Raw genomic sequence first — 22,989 nt, 5'->3', positions numbered from 1 at the left:
TAGAATAGGATATCAACCATTCAGTTTTCTACTACCGTGCACTTGTACTCTATTTTATAAGTTTAATACATGATGTTCTAAACAGGGGAAATTTCGACGTAGCTCCTGCTGACTTTGTAAATCAATGTCTGTTGTTACTACACCAGGTCCTGTTTCTTTCTGTGTCAGCACTTTTCCCCAAGGATCAACGATCATGCTATGACCAAAAGTAGTACGTCCATTTTCATGTCGACCACCTTGATTTGCTGCCAAAACATAGCAAAGATTTTCAATCGCTCGTGCTCGCAACAATACTTCCCAATGTGCAAGACCGGTTACCGCTGTAAATGCAGAAGGAACCGTAAACAACTGCGCCCCCTCCAACATAAGTAGTTGATAAAGCTCAGGAAAACGTAAATCATAACAAACGGTAAGCCCTATTTTTCCAACTGGGGTATCTACCAAAGCCAAATCATGCCCCCGCTCAATAGACATCGACTCTTGATATGACTCTTGTGATGAGACATGCACATCAAATAAATGGATTTTGTCGTAACGTGCAGCACACTTGCCGTGAGCATCATAAACCAAGCAACTGGCACGTACCTTTGAACCAGAGCTTTTCAGAGGAATAGTTCCAGCAATGACCCACAAACCTAAGTTTTTTGCCAATTGACTGATTTTTTCTTGTATTGGCCCAACACCATAAACTTCACCAATCTGCAATTTATCTGTTTCATGAAGTCCCATGAACGCGAAATTCTCAGGTAAAAGTACGAGATCCGCCTGCTCGTCACGGGCTTGTTTCATGAGATGTTCGACATGTTGTAAGTTCTCAGCAACATGTGCTGAGGAAACCATTTGTACTAGTGCTGCCCGTGCCATAATAAATCCTAAAATTTAGACTTAAAAAACGTCGAAACTTCAATCTGTTGTAGCCTGGGTGCGGTGCAACGAAACCCGGGATTAAAAAACTCAGACATGTCTCAACCACTGCGCAGCACCTAGGCTATATCTTCTTTCATAATACTACTATAGTACTATAGAACCTCAAAACAAAAATACTTTGTTTTAAAACTTGAAATATAGGAAACTGACCCATAGATATGCTAGACTAAATATAAACATAGAGGAGCTCTAAACAATGAACCGAAATGATGTCACCATACTTACGCGACGTAATGAGTCAGTACTTTCGAGTAATAAGGTACTGCGAAATACTTATTTATTACTAGGTCTGACATTCCTGTTCAGCGGATTCATGGCTGTCTTATCACTTACAAGCGGCGCACGTCCAATGAACCCCCTTCTTATGATAGTTGGCGTTTATGGTTTAATGTTTTTGACCCAAGCTTTAAGAAACAGCGTCTGGGGATTAGTCAGTGTTTTTGCCTTTACCGGATTCCTGGGATATACCTTAGGTCCAGTACTTAATTTCTACATTAGTCACTTTTCTAATGGCCCACAATTAATTGCAACTGCATTAGGCGGTACTGGTATTATTTTCTTTGCATTATCTGCTTATGCATTAACAACGAAAAAAGATTTTAGCTTCTTAGGCGGATTTCTTTTTGTTGGTATTATGGTCGTTTTATTGGCAATGATTGCAGGAATTTTCATTCACATACCTGCATTACAATTAGCGATTTCAGCTGCTTTCATACTTATTTCTTCAGGATTAATTCTCATGCAAACCAGTGCGATTATTCATGAAGGTGAAACCAATTACATTTCAGCCACAGTTGGTCTTTTTGTATCGATTTATAACTTGTTTGTCAGTTTGCTTAACATATTAAGCGCATTTTCTGGCCGCGACTAGTTACCCGTCTCCTCTACCTGAATCCCGGTTGATTTATGCCGGGATTTTTTTTGTCAGTGTTCACACTGTGGAACTTGGACTCAAATCTGACTTTCCAACAAGAATCAAATTTAGAATGCTGGACTTAACAGCCCAGCCTACAGTTACTTTCCACTTAGATTCTATATATAAATGTCCCTTCTCCCCATGGGAAGAAGGTGCCAGTCACTGCAGATGAGGGATGCCCTCCTCTACAAGTGAGAGAAGAAGTTCATTTTAGTATGATTACATAGTTGTCGCTGGGTGCAGCCTAGCGGAACCCGGGAATGACATCTTCTTTAAACCTGGGTTCCACTAGGCTGCACCCAGGCTACTCATTTTGTTGCCAAGTGGCTTTTGTTCTAAACAGTTCAGGCAAATCCTTTATTATTTTCAGTCTACCACCATCAGATATTGCCATAAAGTCTGGCTTCCTGCATGAGTTGACGCATGTGTCGCACTGCCTCTTTCATACCACAGAATAAAGCCCGAGCAATAATCGCATGGCCAATGTTAAGTTCGTGTAATTCTTTTATAGCTGCTATAGGTTGCACATTATGATAATGAAGGCCATGACCTGCATTAACAATCAAATTTAAGCTGGCTGCATATTCTGCAGCATGTTTTATCCGTTCTAACTCACGCTGTTGCTGCTCAACATCGGTCGCATCCGCATAGCAACCTGTATGCAATTCAATTACTGGTGCACCAACATCTGCCGCTGCAGTAATTTGATCACGCTCTGGATCAATAAATAAAGAGACTTCACTGCCTATAGTCTGCAAACGTCGTACGGCATGCTCTACCGATTTTCGGTGTGTCAGTACGTCCAAGCCACCTTCCGTGGTTATCTCTTCACGTTTTTCTGGAACCAAACAAGCATGCTCAGGCGCTATTTCTTCTGCAAAATCCAGCATTGCATCAGTTACTGCCAATTCAAGGTTCATTCGCGTTTGTAATACTTGTTTCATCAAACGTACATCACGAGCCTGGATATGTCGCAAATCCTCTCTCATATGTAACGTAATACCATCTGCACCAGCTTCTTCTGCATCCATCGCAGCTTGTACCGGATCAGGATACCGAGTACCACGTGCCTGGCGTACAGTAGCTATATGATCAATATTGACACCCAATAAGATTGGCTTATTCATTCTACACCCTACAAATAAAATAAAGAGTATAAGGTCCATCTTGGCCCAGAGCAAGAACCCTATTTGTTTAGATCACGTCATCCTGAGCTGATACATCCCCACGAATGTGTTGTCGTTCCTGCGCAGGAATAACAATTTAATCTAAAATTAAGCATTAGGATGATAATAAATTCAAATAAGCAGGCGTAGGCTGGGCTGTTAAGCCCAGCATCTGCCAGGTTCTTTCGTACTCCCCATAATTCTATTATGAAGCCCAATTAACACGTATCTTTCTAAAAAAATACTTCAGCACAATTGCTGGGCTTAACAGCCCAGCCTACGGTTATTGAGCTTTTTTGGGCAACGAATTACCTAACACCGCACTTTAATCACACCCATTTATTTTACTTCTGAAAAATACAAGGCCCGGGTCTTAATCTCGCGTCCCCCGAGAAGATGATCGATTGCTTGACGCATAATTATTTTTGCTGATTTGAGATAAGGAGCCTCATTTAAATTATCCTGTGCTAAAGCAAGAATATGCGTACCTGGAATTCCTCTACTGTTTACAACGAAGCCTTCACCTGCAACAAATTGATAGCATAAGTCGTCAGCAATCACATGAGCTGTTCTTGCTTCTTGTGTTAGCGAAAAGGAATAACCACATGCATGCAGCAACGTCCATTCAAAACGTCTTAATAGCGCTTCAATAACAAATCGCTCTTTTGCAAAGGTAAGGCCATTTAAAGTAAATAAATACGCGTCAAATAATGTTGAATCAGAATAATTGGGGCTTAGTGCATGATAAAGGATTTCATTGATGTATAAACCCGCAAAAAGCGAGCTGCCTGTCAGGTGCAGTGTTGGAGAAATACTTTCAACAGTTTGAGCATAATATCGCTCATGACGTTCAGCAAGACTAAGCCATAAAGGAGTAAACGGTTGTAAAAGGGCTTGCTTTTTAGGTGTGCGCCCCCCTTTACAAAGGCACTGAATCAATCCTGACTCACGCGTAAAAAAACTCACATGAGCACTCGTATCTCCAGACCATTTCTTATGTAAAACCCAAGCCTCTATTGTCTTAGTGGTCATAGCCTAATTGTTTTAATATACGCTCGTCATCCGACCAGCCTGATTTGACCTTGCACCAGCACTGTAAGAATACTTTTTTACCTAATAATTTTTCCATGTCCATCCGTGCACTTGTTGCCATTTCCTTTAATTTTTGTCCCTTATCACCAATGATCATACGTTTATGATTGTCTTTATCCACAAGAATCAATGCATGAATACGCACTAGCGCGCCTTCATCTTTAAATGATTCAATGTCTACAGTAACAGCATAAGGTAATTCTTGCCCACAAAAGCGGAAAATTTTTTCACGCAATAATTCAGCACATAAGAATTTAATCGAACGGTCAGTCAGCTGATCGTCAGGAAACAAATGAGGTCCCTCAGGCAAATAATTCTGTAACTTATCCTGCAATTCATCGACTTGAACCCCTGTTTTCGCAGATATGGGAATAATTGCCGCAAACTCATGTTTTTGACTCATTTGTTCTATCCACGGTAACAACTGAGTTTTATCATCAATTTTATCTACTTTATTTACCACTAAAACACAAGGTACCTTAGCCTGCTTTACCAAACTTAAAACGTATTCATCTTCTTCTTGCCAATGAGTTCCATCAACTAGAAAAGCAATCACATCCACATCACGCAATACACTAATCGCCGTTTTGTTCATCATGCGATTCATTGCTTTTTTACTTCCTTGATGAATTCCAGGTGTATCTACATAAACAAATTGATAATCACCTTCCGTACGAATTCCCAAGATACTATGTCGTGTTGTTTGTGGCTTTCTTGAAGTAATGCTCACTTTTTGTTGCAAAATACAATTGAGAAGTGTTGATTTACCTACATTAGGTCTACCAACTAAAGCGATATAACCGCAATAACTAGTCATTAAAATGGATTCCTGTTTATTTTTAAAACATTTTATCAGTGACAGTATAAAATTTCTAGGTTTGTCACCGCTTCTACTTGATATTTCATTAAAAAACCAAGTATCCTGTGCAGTATGTGAACAGCGGATAGTTCCAATGCCTGATTTTGTAACGACGAATGGCCACACACAAATTATTGTTCCTTTAACTATCACTCCCTTTAGTCACCAAGCCCTACCTACGGTGACAGGAAGCCCATTCAGTGATGAAGCAGGAACAGTACTCTATGGACATTATGATATGGAATACCTCCTCCCAGGAGGCGATAGGCTGCGTTTAATAGCCAACCATGATAAAAAAACCGTGCAACTTATGTTGTTCACTCATCAGGCAGATCTCATACAACTTCTTCCAGGTGAGCGACCTTCCTCATTGGTATCTAACATTATAAGTAAAGTTCATCGTTATCGAATACGCTCAGCAAGTTACAACCAACCACTCACCTCAGCACAAGAACAAAAATTGCAACTCGCAAATGAATGCATTGATTCATTAAAAGGGTTATTGAAAAGAGAGCGCAAATTAGCCAGTCAGGATCATGAGGGGCACGAAGAACTAAGAAAACAAGTGATTGACATCATAGGGCATTGTTCTAATCAAAATCGCATAATAGCAACTGCCCCTCTCATCTCTGAGGGTACTTTTGGAGACATTCTTTATGAGTCTCATAAAACAGCACAGCATTATTCTTTTAACCGTGTTTATTCCATATCACGGCAAGACCAAATGGATTTTAGTCGTATCGTAAAAAACCATGAGGCTGGGCACCCTTGCCTTATTTGGGATAGTGAACTCCATATAGGACATAACAGCAAGGATTTGGACGATGCCTTAAGAGTTATTTGTGGCTATTATAAGCTACCCCTTGCGGCAAATTTAAGTGATGTTCCTGCAAATAGACTGGCACAACTGGCTGCTTTTTTTAGTAAGTTATGGCGAGATGGCCACGATTGGATCAATTATTTGGCCATGAATGCCAAACCTGAACATAAAACCGAAGTACTAAAACGTTTAGATGGGCTTACGATAACCAAAATAACCCCATACTACAAACTGCAAGGAGTTCCACAAAAGGGTTATCCTGATTTAAAAAGCTTAATCACCCAACTGACAAACAGCCCTAGCGAACCAATATCAGCAGGTAATACAAGAAAAGCGAAAAAAGCGCTCAACCAACTACCCTATGGCAGCTGGGCAATTATTGCTCACAAGCAACTCCTCCTGATAAGACAAGAAAGCAAAATCATACAATTACGTTATTTTATGCATGAAGAACTTTTCTACCCCTTGCCAGAAGGACAAGACTTATACACTTTAGGGCAAGTCAGTAAACGTCATCTTTATTTACCCGAGCGTGTTAGCCTTAAACTGAATGCGTTTATTTCGCGAATTCCTCGATTTTTCTATAAGTTCTATAAAAGCATGTATCGTTTTATTCATCACTTACATGACGATTTTTTCAATTATATTCATGACACACACCTCCCGCCAAAAGACTCCTCTGAATTAAACAAACAACAAACGCAACGCGCTAAAGCAAGAAACTCATTGATTTTAGCTTTAGAAAATAAAGGGCTTTTAGCTACTGGCCAAACCATAGAAGAATTCATTAAAGAGCAAATTAGTAACAGCCCTTACATCATTGCACGTCCCAATCATCCACCAAGCCCACATGCTTATGACAATCCCTTTCATCGAGCGTTAGAAGTAATACGCCATATCGCCAGTTTTTTCATCGACGTCAGTGAAAAAAATCCCTTGATTGGTAGTTTAGCGATGGCTGCATATGCTTACGGCGGTGGCGCAGTACTTGCTCCTGAGTTTCTTAAATCGATTTTAACCAAATTGCACTTGCATGGTTTAATCTCAGGCATTGAGCCGACACAAAAACTAGCTCATTGGATGAGTCATGGCACAATTTCTGAAGCGATCTCGGCATCTATAACCTACTGGCAAGGCGTTGTAGCAGGAGGTAATCTGGATAAGTTTTTTGTTGAAGCGGTGAATGTACTTAAAGAAGATCCAGCGGAAATTGCTATTATTGCTTCATTGGCACTTGGCCTAGGCTATAGTTTAACCAAAATAATTCCTTCACTAGGACATGAAATGGGGGAGTTTCCTTATACCAATTATGCTGCTTTAGGTGGAAAAGGCGGCGCTGCCGTTTATGATACAATCATGCATCCTGGTGATGATTGGCTTTTAGGCACCTGTAAATGGTTATGTAAAAGCTTTATCAACCTAGGAAAACTATGCATCGCCCCCCTTTTTGAAGGTTATTATTATGGATTTCATGATGGTTTTCTCAAAGGTTGGAGAAAAAGTGGCGTTCTTTTTACAAGCCTCAGCAAGCAAGTTCTTGCAGCCAGCGCGGATTTTATTTTAGCGCTGCTGACTGTGCCACTACTCGAGGTAAGTGCTCTTTTTATACATGTACCATTTCGTGGGATTACGAATCTACTCACTAAAACCCTTGCAATTCTTGGTAACATCAATGATATAGGCAAATTATTACTGTCTTTTTCTACACGGCCACCATCAGACAATTTAATAGCCAGTTTCAGATTTTCACCGCTCTATGGTTTTACCTGGCCATTTGGGCATTTTTCTGATAATGCATTTTTCAATATCTGTATTAATAGTGTACGTGCACTATGTTTACCACTCTTACAATTAACAAAAAATTGCATTATTTTACCTATCATTGATTTCATTTCATTTTCTACACGCGTAGGACTTACTCTTTTAAATCCTATAACACGCATTCTTGCCTATGCTTTAGGTAGTATCACATGTGCTCTCGGTGCGGTATGGGATCAGTCTTTTGGTCTTCTGTTTGCAGCCAGTGCAAAAGGACTCGCTATAGCCTGCAACTGGGTTGATAACCAAGCCTGTACGGTGAAACAAACTTTGTTATCCTTTATAGAAAGTCAACGCGGTCATTTATATTATTGGGCATTTGCACCTGAAGACCTAAAGTCACATACTACAGTAAACGATGCAGAATATTACTCAAGTGATCCCAGACGTTATGAGTTGATCCCACACTCAAGCAGTCATTGTTTGTTGCAAACACTGCTCGACAACAGCGGCGAATCACACGTATCAGATGGTAGTCATAATCCTATGCCTCATCATCCTCCTATGTTTTCAGTAAAAAATTCGAAAAATAACCTCAAAGCTTCCCAAAAAGAGGTAATTAACTATAGTATGTAGGGTACGTATTTTTAAAGCAGTCCACTTTGGTGTTTTATTGAACAGTATTATATAATTATAATATGCTGTAAGAGGATATAGACATATGACCATAGCGAAACGTTCCCTCGCAGAAATGCTTAAACAGGAAAAGCTTTCACCAGAAGAAATGAACGCTCTAGACCAAAAACTAGGTGATGCGATAAAATCAAAATTCGGTGATGATCCTACTTTTGATCCTAACTCTTCAATAAATTTAAGCCATTTCGGCCTACAGGGGCCCGATAGTCTACGACGTTTCTTGTTAACACCTGCTGGCGAAACAACAACTGAGCGACTTGTTACTGAAAAAGAGAGAGAAAGAGAAATTGAAGCAGAGCGGCTACTGCAGTACCAAGAAGAAATCAGGATGGAGGCGCAAAGAAGAGCCTTTTTACATTGGCTCCTGACAGAAGAAGAAGCCGAATCCCAAAAAGCTCAGTACGAGCTGATTGCAATGCAGCAAGAAAAAACGCTAAAAGATGAGCAAAAAGCGCAGCAAAAAGCAGCTACGCCTCAATCGAGTAAGGCACTTGAAGCGCGAATCGAAGATTATAATAAACAAATAGATAAACTGATGGACGAACTTGAAGCTCTTGATAAGCGTAGAGACAGGTTAAAACAAGATCGCAAATTAATTAATAATAAATACAATGCGATGCAGAATAGTTTAGCCGATGCGCCTAAATTCGTACAAAAAACGGATAAAGAAATTCAAGCTGAGATTGTAAAACTCCAGAGAGAAGCTGATAAAATCGCTGATTCCATGATGACTCCAGGCTTATCAGACGAGGAAGTTTATAAAAAAGGCGATCAACTCAATGCAATAACCGCAAAAATTGCAAACTTAAATGATATACTTGCTAGCAAAAAAGTAGATGGCAAACAATTTGTTGATGCTAATGGAAAACCATCTTCCTATGAAAAGGCTGCTTTTGTTATTCCTAAAAATCAAAAAATTGTCAAAGATCCAGATGGGAATTATTATCTTATAAAAAATGGGAAAGATCTTAAAGATTTGAGTGACACCGAAAAGAATGACGCGCGAGAAGCATTCAAACTGGAGAAAAAAGACATCCAAGTCGTAAAAGACGTCATAAAAGACACCCAGCAGGCAGCATTACACTCCAACACGGCAAGTATGGCACAAGTTAAAACTGATAAATTAATGGTACAAAACCAAATCAACGCAATGGCCTCAGCCCGTGCAAGTCTAACGAAAGCTTTAACACAACAGTTGGCTCATGATGGGTTGCCTATGCACCCACCAAAATCCAGCATCACCGCTGGTACTCAACCAAGCTTGATTTCACTGCCACCAACACCATCACCAACACAATCACCGAAAGTCACCTCGACCCCGGTACCCACACCACAACAAGTTTATCAATCTGCATTTGTCCAAACCCTAGGTAAAGCAAAACAGCATGGTTCTCAAATGACTTGGGGTAAGTTATTTACATTTGTCGATAAAATTGAAAATGAAGATGAAAAAAAAGAAGCAGAGAAGTTCTTAAACAAAGAGCTAGAAAACATCAAAATGAAAGACAAGCCAACTACTCTGGAGAAAATAAAGGCAATGTTAAAAAGTACCCCAGTACCTGAGGTCACAATGAATGCCTTTCTAGCACATATGGAAAAATTTGAAAATGCTTATAAGCCGTCTGTCACTGCAGAAAAGAGTCCCTTGGCACAACAACAACGACAAGAGCCGGTTTCTCCCTCCGCTACCAATACATAAGTATCTTCGCTTCAGAGAAAATGTAACCTGAGAACATCCACTCGGATGCTCGGGTTACACTTGAATTTCTTTAAACTAATTAATATCCTTAATTTCTTCAGCCAACAATCATTAATATACTTGCCAATACCATCTAACTCTTCTAACATTAAGCTTTATGCTTTTACCCTTTTGCAACAAAATTTACTAAAAAATATACATCACTGTTAGGACTCACTATGATCTTAGATAAGTTACTGGGCAATCAATCTGTAATTATATCACTGGATGTAGACAATTTTTTGTTTGAACGATTACAACAAATTCAAGAAGCTGGGTTTGACTTAGTAGAAATTAACTCAACCGATCAAAATCTATTAGCACAAACAATTGCCCACTATCCTTCTCTTAAAATTGGTGCCGGTGGTGTAATTGACACGCAACAACTTGAAAACTGTTATCAGGCAGGAGTACATTTCGCGACCAGCCCTGGCCATCTACCTGAAATAGCTCAAACAGCAAATGTTTATTCATTCAATTATTTACCAGGAGTGGCTACCATTTCAGAAGCCATGGCTGTAATGAGCCTCGGTTACACACATGTTCGCCCCTTCCCTGCGGACTTAGCCTTTTGTACTCTTTTGAATAAATGCCTGCCGCACCTCAAATTATTCCCTGCTGAAATTGAATGGGAAGAAGCAGAACACTTTCTAAATTTACCTGCAGTAGCCGCTGTGAGTATCCATAATCCAGATACAAAACAGCTCAGTTCCCTTACAACAAGCATTTTGGCATAGCCCTAATTTTTAAAAATGGGTCACGAGGATAATCTTGGTGACCATTTCTACTGGTGGCCATTTCTACGCTAAAAATCCATGTAATGTTTCCTTAATGTTACACAGCCTATAATAAAGATAATCGCAGTATTATTATAGGGGGTCTTTATGCTTACAGAGGCTATATTACAAGAAGCGATTACCACCCTTTCCAGCTTTAATGGAAAAACTAAAAAAGATCCTAACTTTAATCAATACAAAAAAGGCATAGAAGACCAACTCATTGGGTTTATTATACATTGCAAGAAACTGCCGCTTAGCCAGCAGTTAGAGTATATTGCTAAAGAAATGCATGACATCCCAGGCAACAAAGAGAATATGTCTGCGAAAATTGAAGATTCTAGTGGTAAAAATCGTACCTGGACTTTAATGTTTGCTTTAGCAGCATTGGCAATAGAACGCAAACACGATCTAGCCCCAGGTCATCCAGAAATCGCCCCTATCGATAAACTACTATCCGGATTAAGCAATGGATGGGTTAATAAGTTTGCTTCTATACGATTGGGATTAAAACTTAATAATGATGCAATTAATAACCTCCTAGAAGGAATGAAGGGTTGGATTCAAAAATATGACATCAAACAAGATAAAGAATCCACGCATGAAGTTTTATTAGCACTTTATGCTGCAGCATGCGCACTTGAGCAAAAGTTAGCAAGCTCCAGTATGGTGCCAGAACGATTTCCACCGCTAATGTTAGATATAAAAAACTTGATTGCTAACAAGTTTAATGAATTAAAACAACAATTGAATCAGGAAAGCAGACTCGATAAAGCTCCAACCCCAGTAAGTGGAGCGTTGATGCCACTTCTCCCTAAAAATGAGGTTTTATATCGACAGTTCAAAGAACAATTAGTGCTTTTAAAAATACAACAAGAGCAAATCCAACAAAAAATACATGACTTTTCACAAGAAAAATTGGACCGACTCAATGAATTACAACTGTTGGTGAACGCTCATGAAATAAACGAAAAGAATAAAATGAGCCAGTTTTGGAAAAAGTATGATACCTCAGAAAAATTCAATCAACTTATGGCGGATCTTAATGTACCTCAACAAGAAAGACCTAGTTGGCAACAATACTTTAATTACCAGCATGGCTCGTATCTACAACAAGCTGCAGCAACATTTTGGACCGGGAATTGGGGGCCCTCTACAAAATGGGGTGGAATTGCAAGTGATACGATTTCTTTGACAGTACTCATCGGCAAAAGTGATGCTGTTATCAAACCGCTACAAGACATTTCCACTCAAATTAAAAAACAAAAATCAACAGATGATAAAAAATCATACCGACTCATTGCAGAGATAGAAAAGGAATTAAAAAACTTAGCGGATTTAAAAAAGGTCACGCTGGATTCGCTAGGAGAGCACCTTCACAGCATTATGGAGCACAAAAAAACAAATACCTTAGAGAAAATAAATAGTGATATCGAAGAATTTAAAAGGAATTTAGAAAAACAAAAAGTCATGGTCAAATCTCTAAAAGAAATTCATGAAAAAATTGAAACATTGAAAAACAATGTAGATTGTCCTGAAGTTGAAAAAGCCTTTGCACTATTTCTAAATGAAGCGATTAATACCATTAGCTACACAAAAGCCCCTTTCCCATCTGACTTACCCACAGCAGAAAAATTTATTGCCTTAGACAAATCACTAACTAGAGCCACCGATAACGTACAAGGACTCCAATTGAGTCTCAATCATATGGTTGAAGCATCTACTGAGCAAGCAAAAAGTATGCAAAAAGAGAGTGTCATTCAATTAGTGACTCAATTTGTCGAATCGAAAGAAAATACATTGGGTCATACATTATTATCGATTTTTTCATCTTCTTACAGGACACTGTTTGATGCGCTAAAAAGTACTCTAGAAGAGAAGTCACCTGAAATAAAATTTAATAAGATGAAAGCGGTATTAGGTATAACTGATAAGCCTTCACAAAAAAAAGAAATTGCAGGTCAATTTAAAAAATTAAAAGAAAAAGCAGAAGAAACTCTGAGTGACAAAATACCCGTTTATGGAAATAATTCATAAGAAAAAATGAATTTTCATCAAGAGTAATCTAGTCTAATAGACGATATGTATGAGCATGTACGCAGTTTCGTAAACGCCTCAGGATTACTAAGTAGTGAACAATTACGAGTCCTGTTTATTCACCAATAAATCCAAAAGGAAAAATCCAGCCCCGATACAAATCGCGCTGTCCGCTACGTTAAAAGTAGCAAAATGATGGTGTTTATAGTAGACATCTATGAAATCAATCACGTAGCCATGAAAGGCTCTATCGAACAAATTACCAATCGCTCCTCCTAAAATCAAGCTAATTCCCGCCAAAAGCAATTTGGCCTGACTCGCAGTGCGATACAACCAGATAGCAAGAATAATACTTACAATGAGACTAAAACCAGAGAAGAACCATCGGTGCCAATCCCCGGCACCGCTTAAAAAACTAAATGCTGCACCGGAGTTATAAGCCAGGGTCAGATTAAACATAGGAAAAACAGGCAATGGTTTATACGGAATTAAAAGAACGCTCACTAAGTATTTGCTTGCCTGATCACAAACAATTACTGCAAGACTGAGCATAAACCACGGCCATTTTTTCATATAAATTGCCTCATTTCCTCTTGACCACTAATATTACCAACACATCGTAAACACAACTCTGGATGCTGTCCATCTTGGCCAACATCAGGTCGTCTGTGCCAACAACGAGCACACTTTTCGTGTGAACTTGCAGAAACTGCAATAGAAACACCATATGCAGTAGCCGACAATCCAGTTGGGGCTGAACTCATAGGATGAACTATCGCATCGGATGTGATTAATAAAAAGCGTAGCTCTTCGCCCAAACGCGTTAGCTTAGGTAGTACTTTATCGTCTGCATACAAAGTCACCTCAGCAGCTAAAGCAGAACCAATCTCTCCTTTTTGACGTGTTTCTTCCAAAGCCTTATTGACTTCGTCACGAATTAAATGCAACTCATCCCAATCCGCCATATTTACATCATCTATCTTTGGCCAATCATACCAAAGCTCAGTAAACACCGAATCTTGATTGTAACCAGGTATATAGCGTCCTATTTCTTCTGCAGTAAAAGACAATATAGGTGCGAGCCAAAGAGTGAACGATCGAATTATATGATACATCGCAGTTTGGCAAGAGCGTCTGGCCTTACTTTCTTTAGCACTGGTGTATTGTCTGTCCTTAATCAAATCAAGATAAAAACTTCCCATATCAACTGCACAGAAATTATGGATTTTTTGGTAAATAATATGGAATTGATAGCTCTCATAGGCTTCTATAATTTCTTCTTGCAAGAGCTGGCTACGCTTTAATGCCCATTTATCTAATTCCAAAAGATCTTTTTCGTGTACGCAATCAACTACCGGATCAAAATCAAATAAGTTTGCCAATAAAAAGCGAGCTGTATTACGAATTCTTCGATAAGCATCTGCATTTCGTTTGATAATCTCGTCCGAAATACTCACTTCATGTCGATAATCCGTAGAAGCCACCCATAAACGCAAAATATCAGCGCCATACTGATTGACCAGTTGATCTAATGCCACATAGTTTCCTTTGGATTTTGAAAGTTTTTTACCCTCAGCATCCACAGTATAACCATGGGTCAACACGGTTTTATAAGGAGCAACACCATACATAGCCACTGAAGTAGTGAGTGACGAGTTAAACCAGCCACGATGCTGGTCGGAACCCTCAAAGTAAATATCTGCGGGGAAAGCTAACGTATCATTTTGTTGTAAAACACAAAAATGGGTGACACCAGAATCAAACCACACATCCATAGTGTCATTAATTTTGTCATAAAACGCCGCATCATCCCCAAGTAACTCACTTGCGTCCAGTTCGAACCATGCATCAATACCCGATTTCTCAATCAGTAAAGCAATTTGCTCAATGAGCTCTAGTGTCTTAGGATGTAATTCACGTGTCGTGTTATGGACAAATAAAGGCATGGGAGTACCCCAAGCTCTTTGCCTTGATATACACCAGTCAGGTCTATTTTCAACCATATTACTGATACGGGCCTTCCCCCAATCAGGAACCCATGTAACTTTATCAATTTCGCTAACAATATGTTCTCTTAGCTGGCTTTTATCCATAGAGATAAACCATTGAGGCGTAGCTAAGAAAATCATTGGTGATTTATGCCGCCAACAATGAGGATAACTGTGTCTGATATTCTCTTTAGCCAAAAGCACACCTTTCTCAGCTAAAACGCCCAAAATCGTGTCATTCGACTTTAATACAGAAAGCCCAGCAAATAATTCTACATCATCAGCAAAACAACCATTTCCTTTAACTGGATTAATTAGCGGTAAATTATAAGTTTGTCCTACTAAATAATCATCTGGGCCATGAGCAGGTGCAGTATGTACACTTCCAGTACCTGATTCGGTAGTGACATGCTCCCCTAAGATCACAGGTACAACTCGATTGTAAAAAGGATGTTTTAACTTCAAATGTTCAAAAACCTTTCCTTTTGCTGACCCACGAATTGTGTAGTGACTCATCCCATAGCGAGCCATCGCAGACTCCACCAAATCAGTGGCAAGTATTAAATAAGAATCACCAGTATCAACCAAAGAATAATCAACTGCTGGATGCAAGCATACCGCTTCATTGGCAGGTAAGGTCCATGGTGTAGTCGTCCAAATAGGCAGGCTAAGCGGTTTTATTTCTGCATTTATAGGAAATAAACCAATAAACTCTTCAGGTTTTACTGCAAAAAAAGCAACATCTATTGATGGTGAGGTTTTCTCATCGTAGTCAACCTCTGCCTCAGCTAAAGCTGAACCACAATCAATACACCAATGTACGGGTTTAAAACCTTGTTGCAAATGACCATTTTTGATCATTAGACCGAGTGCACGCACAATATTGGCTTCATAACGAAAATCCATAGTGACATAGGGATTATACCAATCGCCAAACACACCAAGTCTTTGAAACTCATCGCGCTGGATATCGATTTGGCCGGCAGCATACTCGCGACATTTGGCACGAAATACTTTCGCAGTTACTTTATCACCAACACGTCCTATCTTTTTCTCTACATTGAGTTCAATAGGTAATCCATGACAATCCCAACCAGGGACAAAGGGGGCGTCATATCCGCTGAATGATTTAGATTTAACAATAATATCTTTAAGAATTTTATTTAGCGCATGTCCGCAATGCAAATGGCCATTCGCATAAGGAGGACCATCATGCAAAATGAAGCGCTTACTTCCAGCACGCGCACTACGAATTTTTTCATATACCTTTTTAGCCTGCCAATTGGCCAAAACCTCCGGCTCTCGAGTAGCCAAACTTGCCTTCATCGGAAATGAGGTATTGGGAAGATTTAATGTATCTTTATATTCTGCCATAAGGTTCACTCTGCAAATCGTTAAACTTGGGTGATTACTCACCTCGGATCAGGGAATAATCACATTTAATGCATCTTGAATGAAAAAGATTTTAAACAGCACGCCCCGGCCAATCCAAAATATTTTTCATTCAATCTGCATTCAAATCCACACCCAGATTTTGATATTGAGGTAGTTCATTATAATTCCTAAGGAATTCCTTTGCTGCTGCAATATCATCATAAATCTGCGCAATTAAAGCATCCACTGAAGTAAATTTAACTTCATCGCGCAATTTGTGCAAGAAAAACACCTGCAATAATTCGCCATAAATTGACCGTTCAAAATCAAATAGATGCACTTCTAAAACATTCTTACTTCCATCCACTGTAGGGCGACGACCAACATTAGCGACACCATACACTATTTGGGATACGATTCGAACTTGCACTACAAACACGCCCTGTATAGGAAGTGCGGTACGATGAAGAGCGAGATTTGCCGTTGGAATCCCCCACTGACGTCCTCGACCATCCCCATGTAATACACGTCCACAAATACTATAAAGTCTGCCTAAGTATTTTGCGGCAGTATTCAGATCACCATGCTGCAAGGCCATTCTAATTCGTGTTGAGCTAATTCGATCTTCATTCATACAAAAATTTGAATAAATACTCACATCACAGGCATGTTCTGCGCTCAACTCCATCAACAAACGTACATCCCCTTCCCTGTTTTTACCAAAACGAAAATCCTCACCGACCAAAAGATAGTTCACATTTAATATAGAAAATAAATAAGTGCGGACAAAATCAGCTGCTGATGTTTGTGCTAATGCATTATCAAACTTAATACAGTATACATAATCAATCTGACACGTACGTAGAACATCTAATTTTTCTCTTAAACTTGAGAGTCTGGCAGGTGCTTTCTCCTGTTGAAAATACTCTCTGGGCTGAGGCTCAAATAAAATAAGGACTAATGGCAACTTTAAGTGATTTGCTTTATTTCTTAAAGTCTTAAGAAGATTTTGATGGCCTAAATGTACTCCATCAAAATTACCAATAGTAGCTACCACGCCTTTATCAAAAGCAGAAACGTGTTGAATGCCGCGCAACAATTTCATATGTAGTTCAATCGTGTCACGTGAAATCTGATAGTATACTTGTTTTCTATGCTATTGAGAAATATTAAGAGAGATTCAAACCTGATATTCGAGTAGCGAAACCAAGGAATAAAGAAGTACAACCCGGGTTACGCTACGCTACACCCAGGTTACATTCTTTTTATTTTATAATTATTCTTTACGCATGCTTCTCTGGCGGAATAGAACGGACAATTAAAACATCACATTGAGCGCCATGTAAAATGGAGTTTGCAGTTGATCCTAGCAATAATGAAAGACCATGTTTTCCATGACTTCCTGTAACAATTAAATCGATTTGTCGCTCTTGAGCGACTCTTAAAATTTCATTTTTAGTGGAGCCAAATTCAATGAATCGATGTTTTGCGTCTACCCCTAATTTTTTACCCAAATCATTGAGCTCTTTTTCAGCTTGCTCACGAATGGATAATTCAACCTCAGCAAACCCAGCAAAACCAGGATAAGCATAAGCAGGAATGGGTTCTACGACATGAACTAATATCAAGTCAGCACCATTCTCATCAGCAATTTTTTTTGCCTTATGCGCTGCTATAATACCAACCTCGTCAAAGTCAGTAGCAAACAATACCCTCTTATACATCATTTTCTCCTTAAAATTCTGATGCCTATTTATAGACTAGCAGATTTAAAATTAATTGCATTAACAAATAGATATTGTTTCGTATCGCTTGCAAACTTAAAATCTACTAACTTAATAAATCAATACAACATTGGCTATAAATCAATCCAGATTTTTAGCTCTTAACTTAATGCGCTCCTCAGCCTTAGCAATTGCCTTACGAATTGCTTGAGCCTCATCGGATTGCTCTGGCGCTAATTTTAATAACCGTTGCCAATAATCTATAGCATCTTCATATGCATGACTAACAAAAGCATTCATTGCAAGCATCGCGAGTGCGTCGGGTTGGTTGGGATTATTTTTTAATAATCGATTAAATATCTCGGTAATCTGTGTCGTAAATTGCTGATTATTCATTACCCACAAACTGTGCGCGTAATTGACTGCATATTGTTCATCACCTGGCTTAAAATGATAGGCCTTTGCAAAAGCAATCACGGCGTTTTGTTTGTCATTTTGGCTACTGTACAAACGCCCTAAGAGGTACCAGCCTTTAGCGCTTTTGGGGCTGTCATCCAATTTTGCCTTTAATTTATCGATTAACTCTTGAGGGCTTTTAACGGATTCCAACATTTTTTTAGCTTGTTCTTGTGTTTGCAGGTGGTGGATATACTCCTGCCATCCGCCAAAACTACCCCAATAAAAATATCCGGTAAATGCCATCAAAAAAACAACGGGAACCACGAACAAGCTAGTAATAAAACGACGTTTGAATGGGTACACCATAAAAATACAGGCTAGTCCAGCAAGCCCTGATAATAATCCCAACAACCACCACTCACTCATAAGGAACTCACTTCATTTAAAAATAATCTACTGTGGCACACAAGAGTTTTCCTTTCAGGATTTATTCACTAAGTTTCTTTTTACGAACGGCAAAACAAGTCCGCCAGAAAATAACAAAACCGAATAATAAAAATAAAATGGGTCCAAACCACAATAAAAAAGTTACTGCCTTAACAGGTGGATTAAACAGGATAAAATCCCCATATCGTGCAGTCAGATAATCACTAATTTCCGTATCGCTCTTCCCATCTTTTACCATTTGATAAACTTGGGCACGCAAGTCTTTTGCTAATTCAGCATTAGAGTCTGCCAAATCTTGATTTTGACAAACCAAGCAACGTAAGTCTTTGAGAAGGTGTTGAAACTGAGCTTCTTTTTGCACTGAATCCAAAGGATAAGTACTGTTCGCCCATACAGATGAACATAGAAACATCAAAAAACCTAAAAGTATGGAATATACTCTAACCACTAAGTCTGCTCCAAACGCTTTATTAAGGGTGAAATCTCTTTTAACCAAACGTCCTGAGTCATAATGCCAACATGTCGATAACGAATGATTCCATGCTTATCAATCACAAACGTTTCTGGTGCTCCATAAACACCCAAATCGATAGCAACTTTCCCATCCTGATCTTGAATCACGAGCTTATAAGGATTTCCCCACTGCTCTAACCATCGGAGTGCATTGACAGGTTTGTCTTTATAATTTAACCCATAAATTGGCACTCCTTCACGCGCCAGTTGCAACATCAAAACCTGTTCGTCAACACAAGCGGCACACCAACTAGCCCAAACATTTAACAAAATAACTTGGTTCCGTAATTGGTTGGAACTAAAAACAGAATTCGGATTGTGCAATTGGGGTAAACTAAATTGTGGTAACGACTTACCTAATTGTACCGAAGGTAACTCATGCGGGTTTAAAGACAAGCCCCGCCAAAGGAAAACACAAAGCAGCAAAAAAAGGGTAATAGGAACAATCTTCCATCCTACTTTTCTCATGCCTCCAACTCCTGGGCACCAACTACGATTGCCCTTTTTTGATAATATCGTCTATCTGTTAGCGCAAAAAAACCACCTGCTAAAATCATAAATCCACCAGTCCAAATCCAGCGAATTAATGGTTTATAGTATAATCTTACTGACCAGGAATCATCAGTTAATGGCTCACCCAAAGCAACATAAATATCTCTAAAAGGTGTTACATCAATTGCTGATTCAGTCATAGCCATTTGACCTATCGTATACAGCCTTTTTTCAGGATAAATCAGCTTCGTTTTTCCTTTATGACTTATTTTAAACTGTGCTTTGGTTCCTTTATAGTTCGGTCCAGATAGGGGCTCCTGATACATAAACTCTATCGAATAATCATGCAAAGTTACTGTTTTTCCGGGTTCCATTTGTACATCATCCTGCACACCATAAGCAGTAGAAACGACAATACCAATTACCGTAGTTGCTACCCCCAGATGCGCCAGAATCATTCCCCAATAAGCTTGTCCTACTTCGGATAAACCACGATCATAAATACGCTTGTAAGCTGCTTTAGTGGTACTTAAAATCACCCAGAACGCCAGAATTAGTCCCATAAAGGCTGATCCATTAAATTCCCTAGTAGTGACAATGAATAAAAGCAGCGGAATTAACACGCTAAGCAAAGCGACCTTCCACAGTTTTTTTAAAACACTACGCCACTGATCACTATTCCATTTTAGATGAACGCCAACTCCCATCAATAACAATAATGGAATCATTAAGGGAACAAATACAGAATTAAAATAAGGCGCTCCTACTGACAACTTACCTAGTCCCAAACCTTCAACAAGTAACGGGTATACCGTTCCCATTAATACAGTGAGCATAATTACCACTAAAAAAACGTTGTTTAATAATAAAGCACTTTCTCTAGAGACAGGGCTAGGATTGCCACCTGAGTGTAAAGTCTGCGCTCTAAAAAGAAATAATAATAAAGAACCGCCAATCACCAACAATAAGAATCCTAAAATATATAAACCGCGCTGAGGATCTACAGCAAATGCATGAACTGAAGTTAAAACACCGGAGCGTACAAGAAAAGTACCAATTAAACTTAAAGAAAATGCAGCAATGGCAAGCAACATAGTCCAAGCTTTAAATTGTTGGCGCTGCTCAGTTACGGCTAAAGAGTGCAATAACGCAGTTCCTACCAACCAAGGCATAAAGGAAGCATTTTCTACCGGATCCCAAAACCACCATCCTCCCCAGCCTAACTCACGATAAGCCCACCAGCTTCCTAAAGTTATCCCTGCAGTTAAACAACACCAAGCAGCTAATGTCCAAGGTCTAGTCCACTTGGACCAACTGGCTTCTACCTTACCAGCCCAAAGCGCTGCAATAGCGAAAGCAAAAGCAACGGAGAAACCTACATAGCCCATATACAACATAGGTGGATGGAATAAAAAGCCAGGATCTTGCAATAAAGGATTCAAATCACGTCCTTGGGTATCCAAAACGTGAAATTGGCGCAAAAAAGGATTAGATGTAGTCAGCAAAAACAGGATAAATCCAATGCTTAACCAGCCGAGAACCACTAAAACTCGTGTACGCATTTCTCTATCTAAACCAGAACTACAAAAAGCCACAAGCAAAGTCCAAAAACTAAGGATGGCAACCCATAACAACATGGAGCCTTCATGGCCACCCCAAACCGCGCAGAGCTTGTAAAACCAGGGCAAAGAAATACTGGAGTTTTTCAGCACATAAATTACCGAAAAATCATTCTTTAAAAAACAAAGCGTCAGAAAAAGATAGGACAAAGCAATAAAGAAAAACTGACAAACCACATAAGTACTGGCAGCACTCATCCAATGCACACGTTTTAATTGCAAGCCCGCTAGTGGAATTAATGCAAGCATAATGGAGGAGAGTAAAGCCAAAACCAAAGAAAAAAGTCCTAATTCTGCGATCATGAGCGTACCTTTTGGGCTAAAGCGGCTTTCACTTCCGGCGGCATATAATTCGCATCATGTTTCGCCAATACTTGTGAGGCGCGAAAATGTTGACCATCTATCAGTTGCCCTTCAGCAACCACACCTTGTTCATCCCTAAATAAATCGGGAAGAATACCAGTATAAGTCACGCTAATTGTTTGATTATAATCAGTTATCTTAAATTCTACATTCAAGCCTTTTTTCGAACGAAGAATGGAGCCCTTCTCTACCATACCCCCTATTCGAATAGTATGCTGTTGTGGCGCTTCGCCTGTTACAGCCTGACTCGGAGTATAAAATAAACTGATATTTTGTCGAAGCGCATATAAAACCAGTGCTGCAGCTATAGATACAATAGACATGGTGAATACTAAAAATGTTATCTTACGTTTGCGGGCTGGAGTCATTTTCTATCGCTTAAACCATTGTTGTAATTTTTGGCGTGTCTGTTTCCCTTTCCATTTCATACCTAACATATTCATGACCAAAACAACACAAACCAAACCATAAGCCGGCCAAACGTAGATAGAGTATCCTCCCATTGCTAACCATTCTAAGAATTGATTCATTTAAGTTCCCCTTCAAATTGAATCTTAACCCATGATTGTCTCTTTTCTCTAAGCAATAATTCTTGGCGCGCTTTCTCTAAAATAATCCACAAACTGTACAAGAAAAATCCAGTTAGAGTGAGCAACAAAGGATACAACATGCTGCCATCAATCTTCGGCTTGGCAAAAACTGATAAAGTAGACCCTTGATGCAAGGTATTCCACCAATATACCGAATAATGAATAATGGGTAAGTCAATAATTCCTACTAAGGTTAAGATGGCAATAATTTTATCTCCATCTTCTTTGTTTTTTACAGCATAGTGTGTTGCCAAAATTGCGGCATACAGCAATAAAAGAATTAATTCAGAAGTCAGGCGAGCATCCCAAACCCACCATGCGCCCCACATAGGTTTACCCCAAATACTTCCGGTGACTAAAGCAAGAAAGGCCATACTAAGGCCAATTTGAGCAATAATACTGATTAAAAGACCGGCTATTTTAATACGCCAAACTAAAAGCAATACTGCTAAAAAACCCATCCAGGCATAAAGCATCATAGACAAAAATGCACTGGGAACATGCACATAGATAATACGAAATGCGTCACCTTGTTGATAATCGGGCGGAGTAAATGCCAACCCCCAAATAATACCAACAACTAATGCCACTAAAGCACCTACAGACAAACTGGGAGTCAGGCGTCCAGCGAAATTATAAAAAAACTTAGGCGATGCCAGTTGATATAATAATTTCCACATAGGAATAATTGAAAT

The 22,989-nt window shown here is 39.2% G+C and carries 20 protein-coding genes; 5 read left to right on the top strand and 15 right to left on the bottom strand.

The window, feature by feature from the left end; genetic code table 11:
- Nucleotides 1-54: 54 nt before the first annotated feature.
- The gene (locus BGO44_RS04260) at nucleotides 55-864 is read right to left on the bottom strand and encodes a carbon-nitrogen hydrolase family protein (RefSeq protein WP_058510858.1); all 810 of its coding nucleotides are present in this window, start codon (nucleotides 862-864) and stop codon (nucleotides 55-57) included.
- Between the two features lie 259 nt (nucleotides 865-1,123).
- On the opposite strand from BGO44_RS04260, the gene BGO44_RS04255 reads away from it, so the two are divergent.
- Nucleotides 1,124-1,798 carry a Bax inhibitor-1/YccA family protein gene (locus tag BGO44_RS04255; RefSeq protein WP_058510859.1) on the top strand — a complete coding sequence of 225 codons (675 nt, stop codon included), beginning with the start codon at nucleotides 1,124-1,126 and terminating at the stop codon, nucleotides 1,796-1,798.
- Nucleotides 1,799-2,223: 425 nt separating this feature from the next.
- On the opposite strand, the gene pdxJ is transcribed toward BGO44_RS04255, so the two are convergent.
- The 3 genes from pdxJ to era form a co-directional block, all read right to left on the bottom strand.
- Nucleotides 2,224-2,970, bottom strand: a complete 747-nt coding sequence (gene pdxJ, locus BGO44_RS04250) for a pyridoxine 5'-phosphate synthase (RefSeq protein WP_058510860.1) — start codon at nucleotides 2,968-2,970, stop codon at nucleotides 2,224-2,226.
- A 378-nt stretch (nucleotides 2,971-3,348) separates the two neighbouring features.
- Nucleotides 3,349-4,041, bottom strand: coding sequence for a DNA repair protein RecO (gene recO / locus BGO44_RS04245; RefSeq protein ID WP_273199367.1), 693 nt, complete (start codon nucleotides 4,039-4,041; stop codon nucleotides 3,349-3,351).
- Nucleotides 4,031-4,918 (bottom strand): GTPase Era, encoded by an 888-nt coding sequence (gene era, locus BGO44_RS04240; RefSeq protein ID WP_058510862.1) that lies wholly within the window; start codon nucleotides 4,916-4,918, stop codon nucleotides 4,031-4,033. Before era ends, recO begins: the two co-directional genes overlap by 11 nt.
- A 136-nt stretch (nucleotides 4,919-5,054) precedes the next feature.
- Here era and BGO44_RS04235 point away from each other — a divergent pair, with 136 nt between their 5' ends.
- The 4 genes from BGO44_RS04235 to BGO44_RS04220 all read left to right on the top strand — a co-directional run bounded on the left by BGO44_RS04235 (nucleotide 5,055) and on the right by BGO44_RS04220 (nucleotide 12,785).
- Nucleotides 5,055-8,174, top strand: coding sequence for a hypothetical protein (locus BGO44_RS04235; protein WP_273199368.1), 3,120 nt, complete (start codon nucleotides 5,055-5,057; stop codon nucleotides 8,172-8,174).
- 85 nt (nucleotides 8,175-8,259) lie between these two features.
- The gene (locus BGO44_RS04230) at nucleotides 8,260-9,933 is read left to right on the top strand and encodes a coiled coil protein (RefSeq protein WP_273199370.1); all 1,674 of its coding nucleotides are present in this window, start codon (nucleotides 8,260-8,262) and stop codon (nucleotides 9,931-9,933) included.
- Between the two features lie 218 nt (nucleotides 9,934-10,151).
- The gene (locus BGO44_RS04225) at nucleotides 10,152-10,709 is read left to right on the top strand and encodes a bifunctional 4-hydroxy-2-oxoglutarate aldolase/2-dehydro-3-deoxy-phosphogluconate aldolase (RefSeq protein ID WP_058510864.1); all 558 of its coding nucleotides are present in this window, start codon (nucleotides 10,152-10,154) and stop codon (nucleotides 10,707-10,709) included.
- A gap of 147 nt (nucleotides 10,710-10,856) precedes the next feature.
- Nucleotides 10,857-12,785, top strand: coding sequence for a hypothetical protein (locus tag BGO44_RS04220; RefSeq protein ID WP_058510865.1), 1,929 nt, complete (start codon nucleotides 10,857-10,859; stop codon nucleotides 12,783-12,785).
- Between the two features lie 102 nt (nucleotides 12,786-12,887).
- On the opposite strand, the gene lspA is transcribed toward BGO44_RS04220, so the two are convergent.
- The 11 genes from lspA to ccmC form a co-directional block, all read right to left on the bottom strand.
- Nucleotides 12,888-13,358 (bottom strand): signal peptidase II, encoded by a 471-nt coding sequence (lspA, locus tag BGO44_RS04215; RefSeq protein ID WP_058510866.1) that lies wholly within the window; start codon nucleotides 13,356-13,358, stop codon nucleotides 12,888-12,890.
- Complete coding sequence (gene ileS / locus BGO44_RS04210) at nucleotides 13,355-16,147, bottom strand: isoleucine--tRNA ligase (protein ID WP_273199373.1); 2,793 nt, start codon at nucleotides 16,145-16,147, stop codon at nucleotides 13,355-13,357. The genes lspA and ileS overlap by 4 nt, the downstream gene beginning before the upstream one ends.
- Before the next feature lie 130 nt (nucleotides 16,148-16,277).
- On the bottom strand, nucleotides 16,278-17,252 hold the full coding sequence (gene ribF, locus BGO44_RS04205; RefSeq protein ID WP_058510868.1) for a bifunctional riboflavin kinase/FAD synthetase: 975 nt from the start codon (nucleotides 17,250-17,252) through the stop codon (nucleotides 16,278-16,280).
- Between the two features lie 178 nt (nucleotides 17,253-17,430).
- A complete protein-coding gene (locus tag BGO44_RS04200; protein WP_058510869.1) occupies nucleotides 17,431-17,871 on the bottom strand; it encodes a universal stress protein in 441 nt (146 codons plus the stop codon).
- Between the two features lie 141 nt (nucleotides 17,872-18,012).
- Nucleotides 18,013-18,696, bottom strand: coding sequence for a tetratricopeptide repeat protein (locus BGO44_RS04195; RefSeq protein WP_273199374.1), 684 nt, complete (start codon nucleotides 18,694-18,696; stop codon nucleotides 18,013-18,015).
- Nucleotides 18,697-18,757: 61 nt separating this feature from the next.
- Nucleotides 18,758-19,129 carry a cytochrome c-type biogenesis protein gene (locus BGO44_RS04190; RefSeq protein ID WP_058511710.1) on the bottom strand — a complete coding sequence of 124 codons (372 nt, stop codon included), beginning with the start codon at nucleotides 19,127-19,129 and terminating at the stop codon, nucleotides 18,758-18,760.
- Nucleotides 19,130-19,164: 35 nt separating this feature from the next.
- Nucleotides 19,165-19,698, bottom strand: coding sequence for a DsbE family thiol:disulfide interchange protein (locus BGO44_RS04185; protein ID WP_273199375.1), 534 nt, complete (start codon nucleotides 19,696-19,698; stop codon nucleotides 19,165-19,167).
- Nucleotides 19,695-21,644 (bottom strand): heme lyase CcmF/NrfE family subunit, encoded by a 1,950-nt coding sequence (locus tag BGO44_RS04180; protein ID WP_273199376.1) that lies wholly within the window; start codon nucleotides 21,642-21,644, stop codon nucleotides 19,695-19,697. Before BGO44_RS04180 ends, BGO44_RS04185 begins: the two co-directional genes overlap by 4 nt.
- Entirely contained in the window at nucleotides 21,641-22,072 is a 432-nt protein-coding gene (gene ccmE, locus BGO44_RS04175; protein WP_058510873.1) for a cytochrome c maturation protein CcmE, read from the bottom strand. Before ccmE ends, BGO44_RS04180 begins: the two co-directional genes overlap by 4 nt.
- Before the next feature lie 3 nt (nucleotides 22,073-22,075).
- Nucleotides 22,076-22,234: a heme exporter protein CcmD gene (ccmD, locus tag BGO44_RS04170; RefSeq protein ID WP_058510874.1), complete on the bottom strand. Its 159-nt coding sequence runs from the start codon at nucleotides 22,232-22,234 to the stop codon at nucleotides 22,076-22,078.
- Nucleotides 22,231-22,989 (bottom strand): heme ABC transporter permease CcmC, encoded by a 759-nt coding sequence (gene ccmC / locus BGO44_RS04165; RefSeq protein ID WP_502688215.1) that lies wholly within the window; start codon nucleotides 22,987-22,989, stop codon nucleotides 22,231-22,233. The genes ccmD and ccmC overlap by 4 nt, the downstream gene beginning before the upstream one ends.

It is taken from the genome of Legionella sp. 39-23, assembly GCF_001897665.1.
GTDB classification, from domain to species: Bacteria; Pseudomonadota; Gammaproteobacteria; order Legionellales; family Legionellaceae; genus Legionella; species Legionella steelei.
The sequence above is the reverse complement of the archived record's forward strand: the minus strand, read 5'-3'. Positions and strand labels throughout refer to the sequence as shown.

Coding starts and splice junctions, on each gene's coding strand:
- BGO44_RS04260 (WP_058510858.1), bottom strand. CDS start 864: ATGGCACGGGCAGCACTAGTACAAATGGTTTCCTCAGCACATGTTGCT.
- BGO44_RS04255 (WP_058510859.1), top strand. CDS start 1,124: ATGAACCGAAATGATGTCACCATACTTACGCGACGTAATGAGTCAGTA.
- pdxJ (WP_058510860.1), bottom strand. CDS start 2,970: ATGAATAAGCCAATCTTATTGGGTGTCAATATTGATCATATAGCTACT.
- recO (WP_273199367.1), bottom strand. CDS start 4,041: ATGACCACTAAGACAATAGAGGCTTGGGTTTTACATAAGAAATGGTCT.
- era (WP_058510862.1), bottom strand. CDS start 4,918: ATGACTAGTTATTGCGGTTATATCGCTTTAGTTGGTAGACCTAATGTA.
- BGO44_RS04235 (WP_273199368.1), top strand. CDS start 5,055: ATGCCTGATTTTGTAACGACGAATGGCCACACACAAATTATTGTTCCT.
- BGO44_RS04230 (WP_273199370.1), top strand. CDS start 8,260: ATGACCATAGCGAAACGTTCCCTCGCAGAAATGCTTAAACAGGAAAAG.
- BGO44_RS04225 (WP_058510864.1), top strand. CDS start 10,152: ATGATCTTAGATAAGTTACTGGGCAATCAATCTGTAATTATATCACTG.
- BGO44_RS04220 (WP_058510865.1), top strand. CDS start 10,857: ATGCTTACAGAGGCTATATTACAAGAAGCGATTACCACCCTTTCCAGC.
- lspA (WP_058510866.1), bottom strand. CDS start 13,358: ATGAAAAAATGGCCGTGGTTTATGCTCAGTCTTGCAGTAATTGTTTGT.
- ileS (WP_273199373.1), bottom strand. CDS start 16,147: ATGGCAGAATATAAAGATACATTAAATCTTCCCAATACCTCATTTCCG.
- ribF (WP_058510868.1), bottom strand. CDS start 17,252: ATGAAATTGTTGCGCGGCATTCAACACGTTTCTGCTTTTGATAAAGGC.
- BGO44_RS04200 (WP_058510869.1), bottom strand. CDS start 17,871: ATGTATAAGAGGGTATTGTTTGCTACTGACTTTGACGAGGTTGGTATT.
- BGO44_RS04195 (WP_273199374.1), bottom strand. CDS start 18,696: ATGAGTGAGTGGTGGTTGTTGGGATTATTATCAGGGCTTGCTGGACTA.
- BGO44_RS04190 (WP_058511710.1), bottom strand. CDS start 19,129: ATGTTTCTATGTTCATCTGTATGGGCGAACAGTACTTATCCTTTGGAT.
- BGO44_RS04185 (WP_273199375.1), bottom strand. CDS start 19,698: ATGAGAAAAGTAGGATGGAAGATTGTTCCTATTACCCTTTTTTTGCTG.
- BGO44_RS04180 (WP_273199376.1), bottom strand. CDS start 21,644: ATGATCGCAGAATTAGGACTTTTTTCTTTGGTTTTGGCTTTACTCTCC.
- ccmE (WP_058510873.1), bottom strand. CDS start 22,072: ATGACTCCAGCCCGCAAACGTAAGATAACATTTTTAGTATTCACCATG.
- ccmD (WP_058510874.1), bottom strand. CDS start 22,234: ATGAATCAATTCTTAGAATGGTTAGCAATGGGAGGATACTCTATCTAC.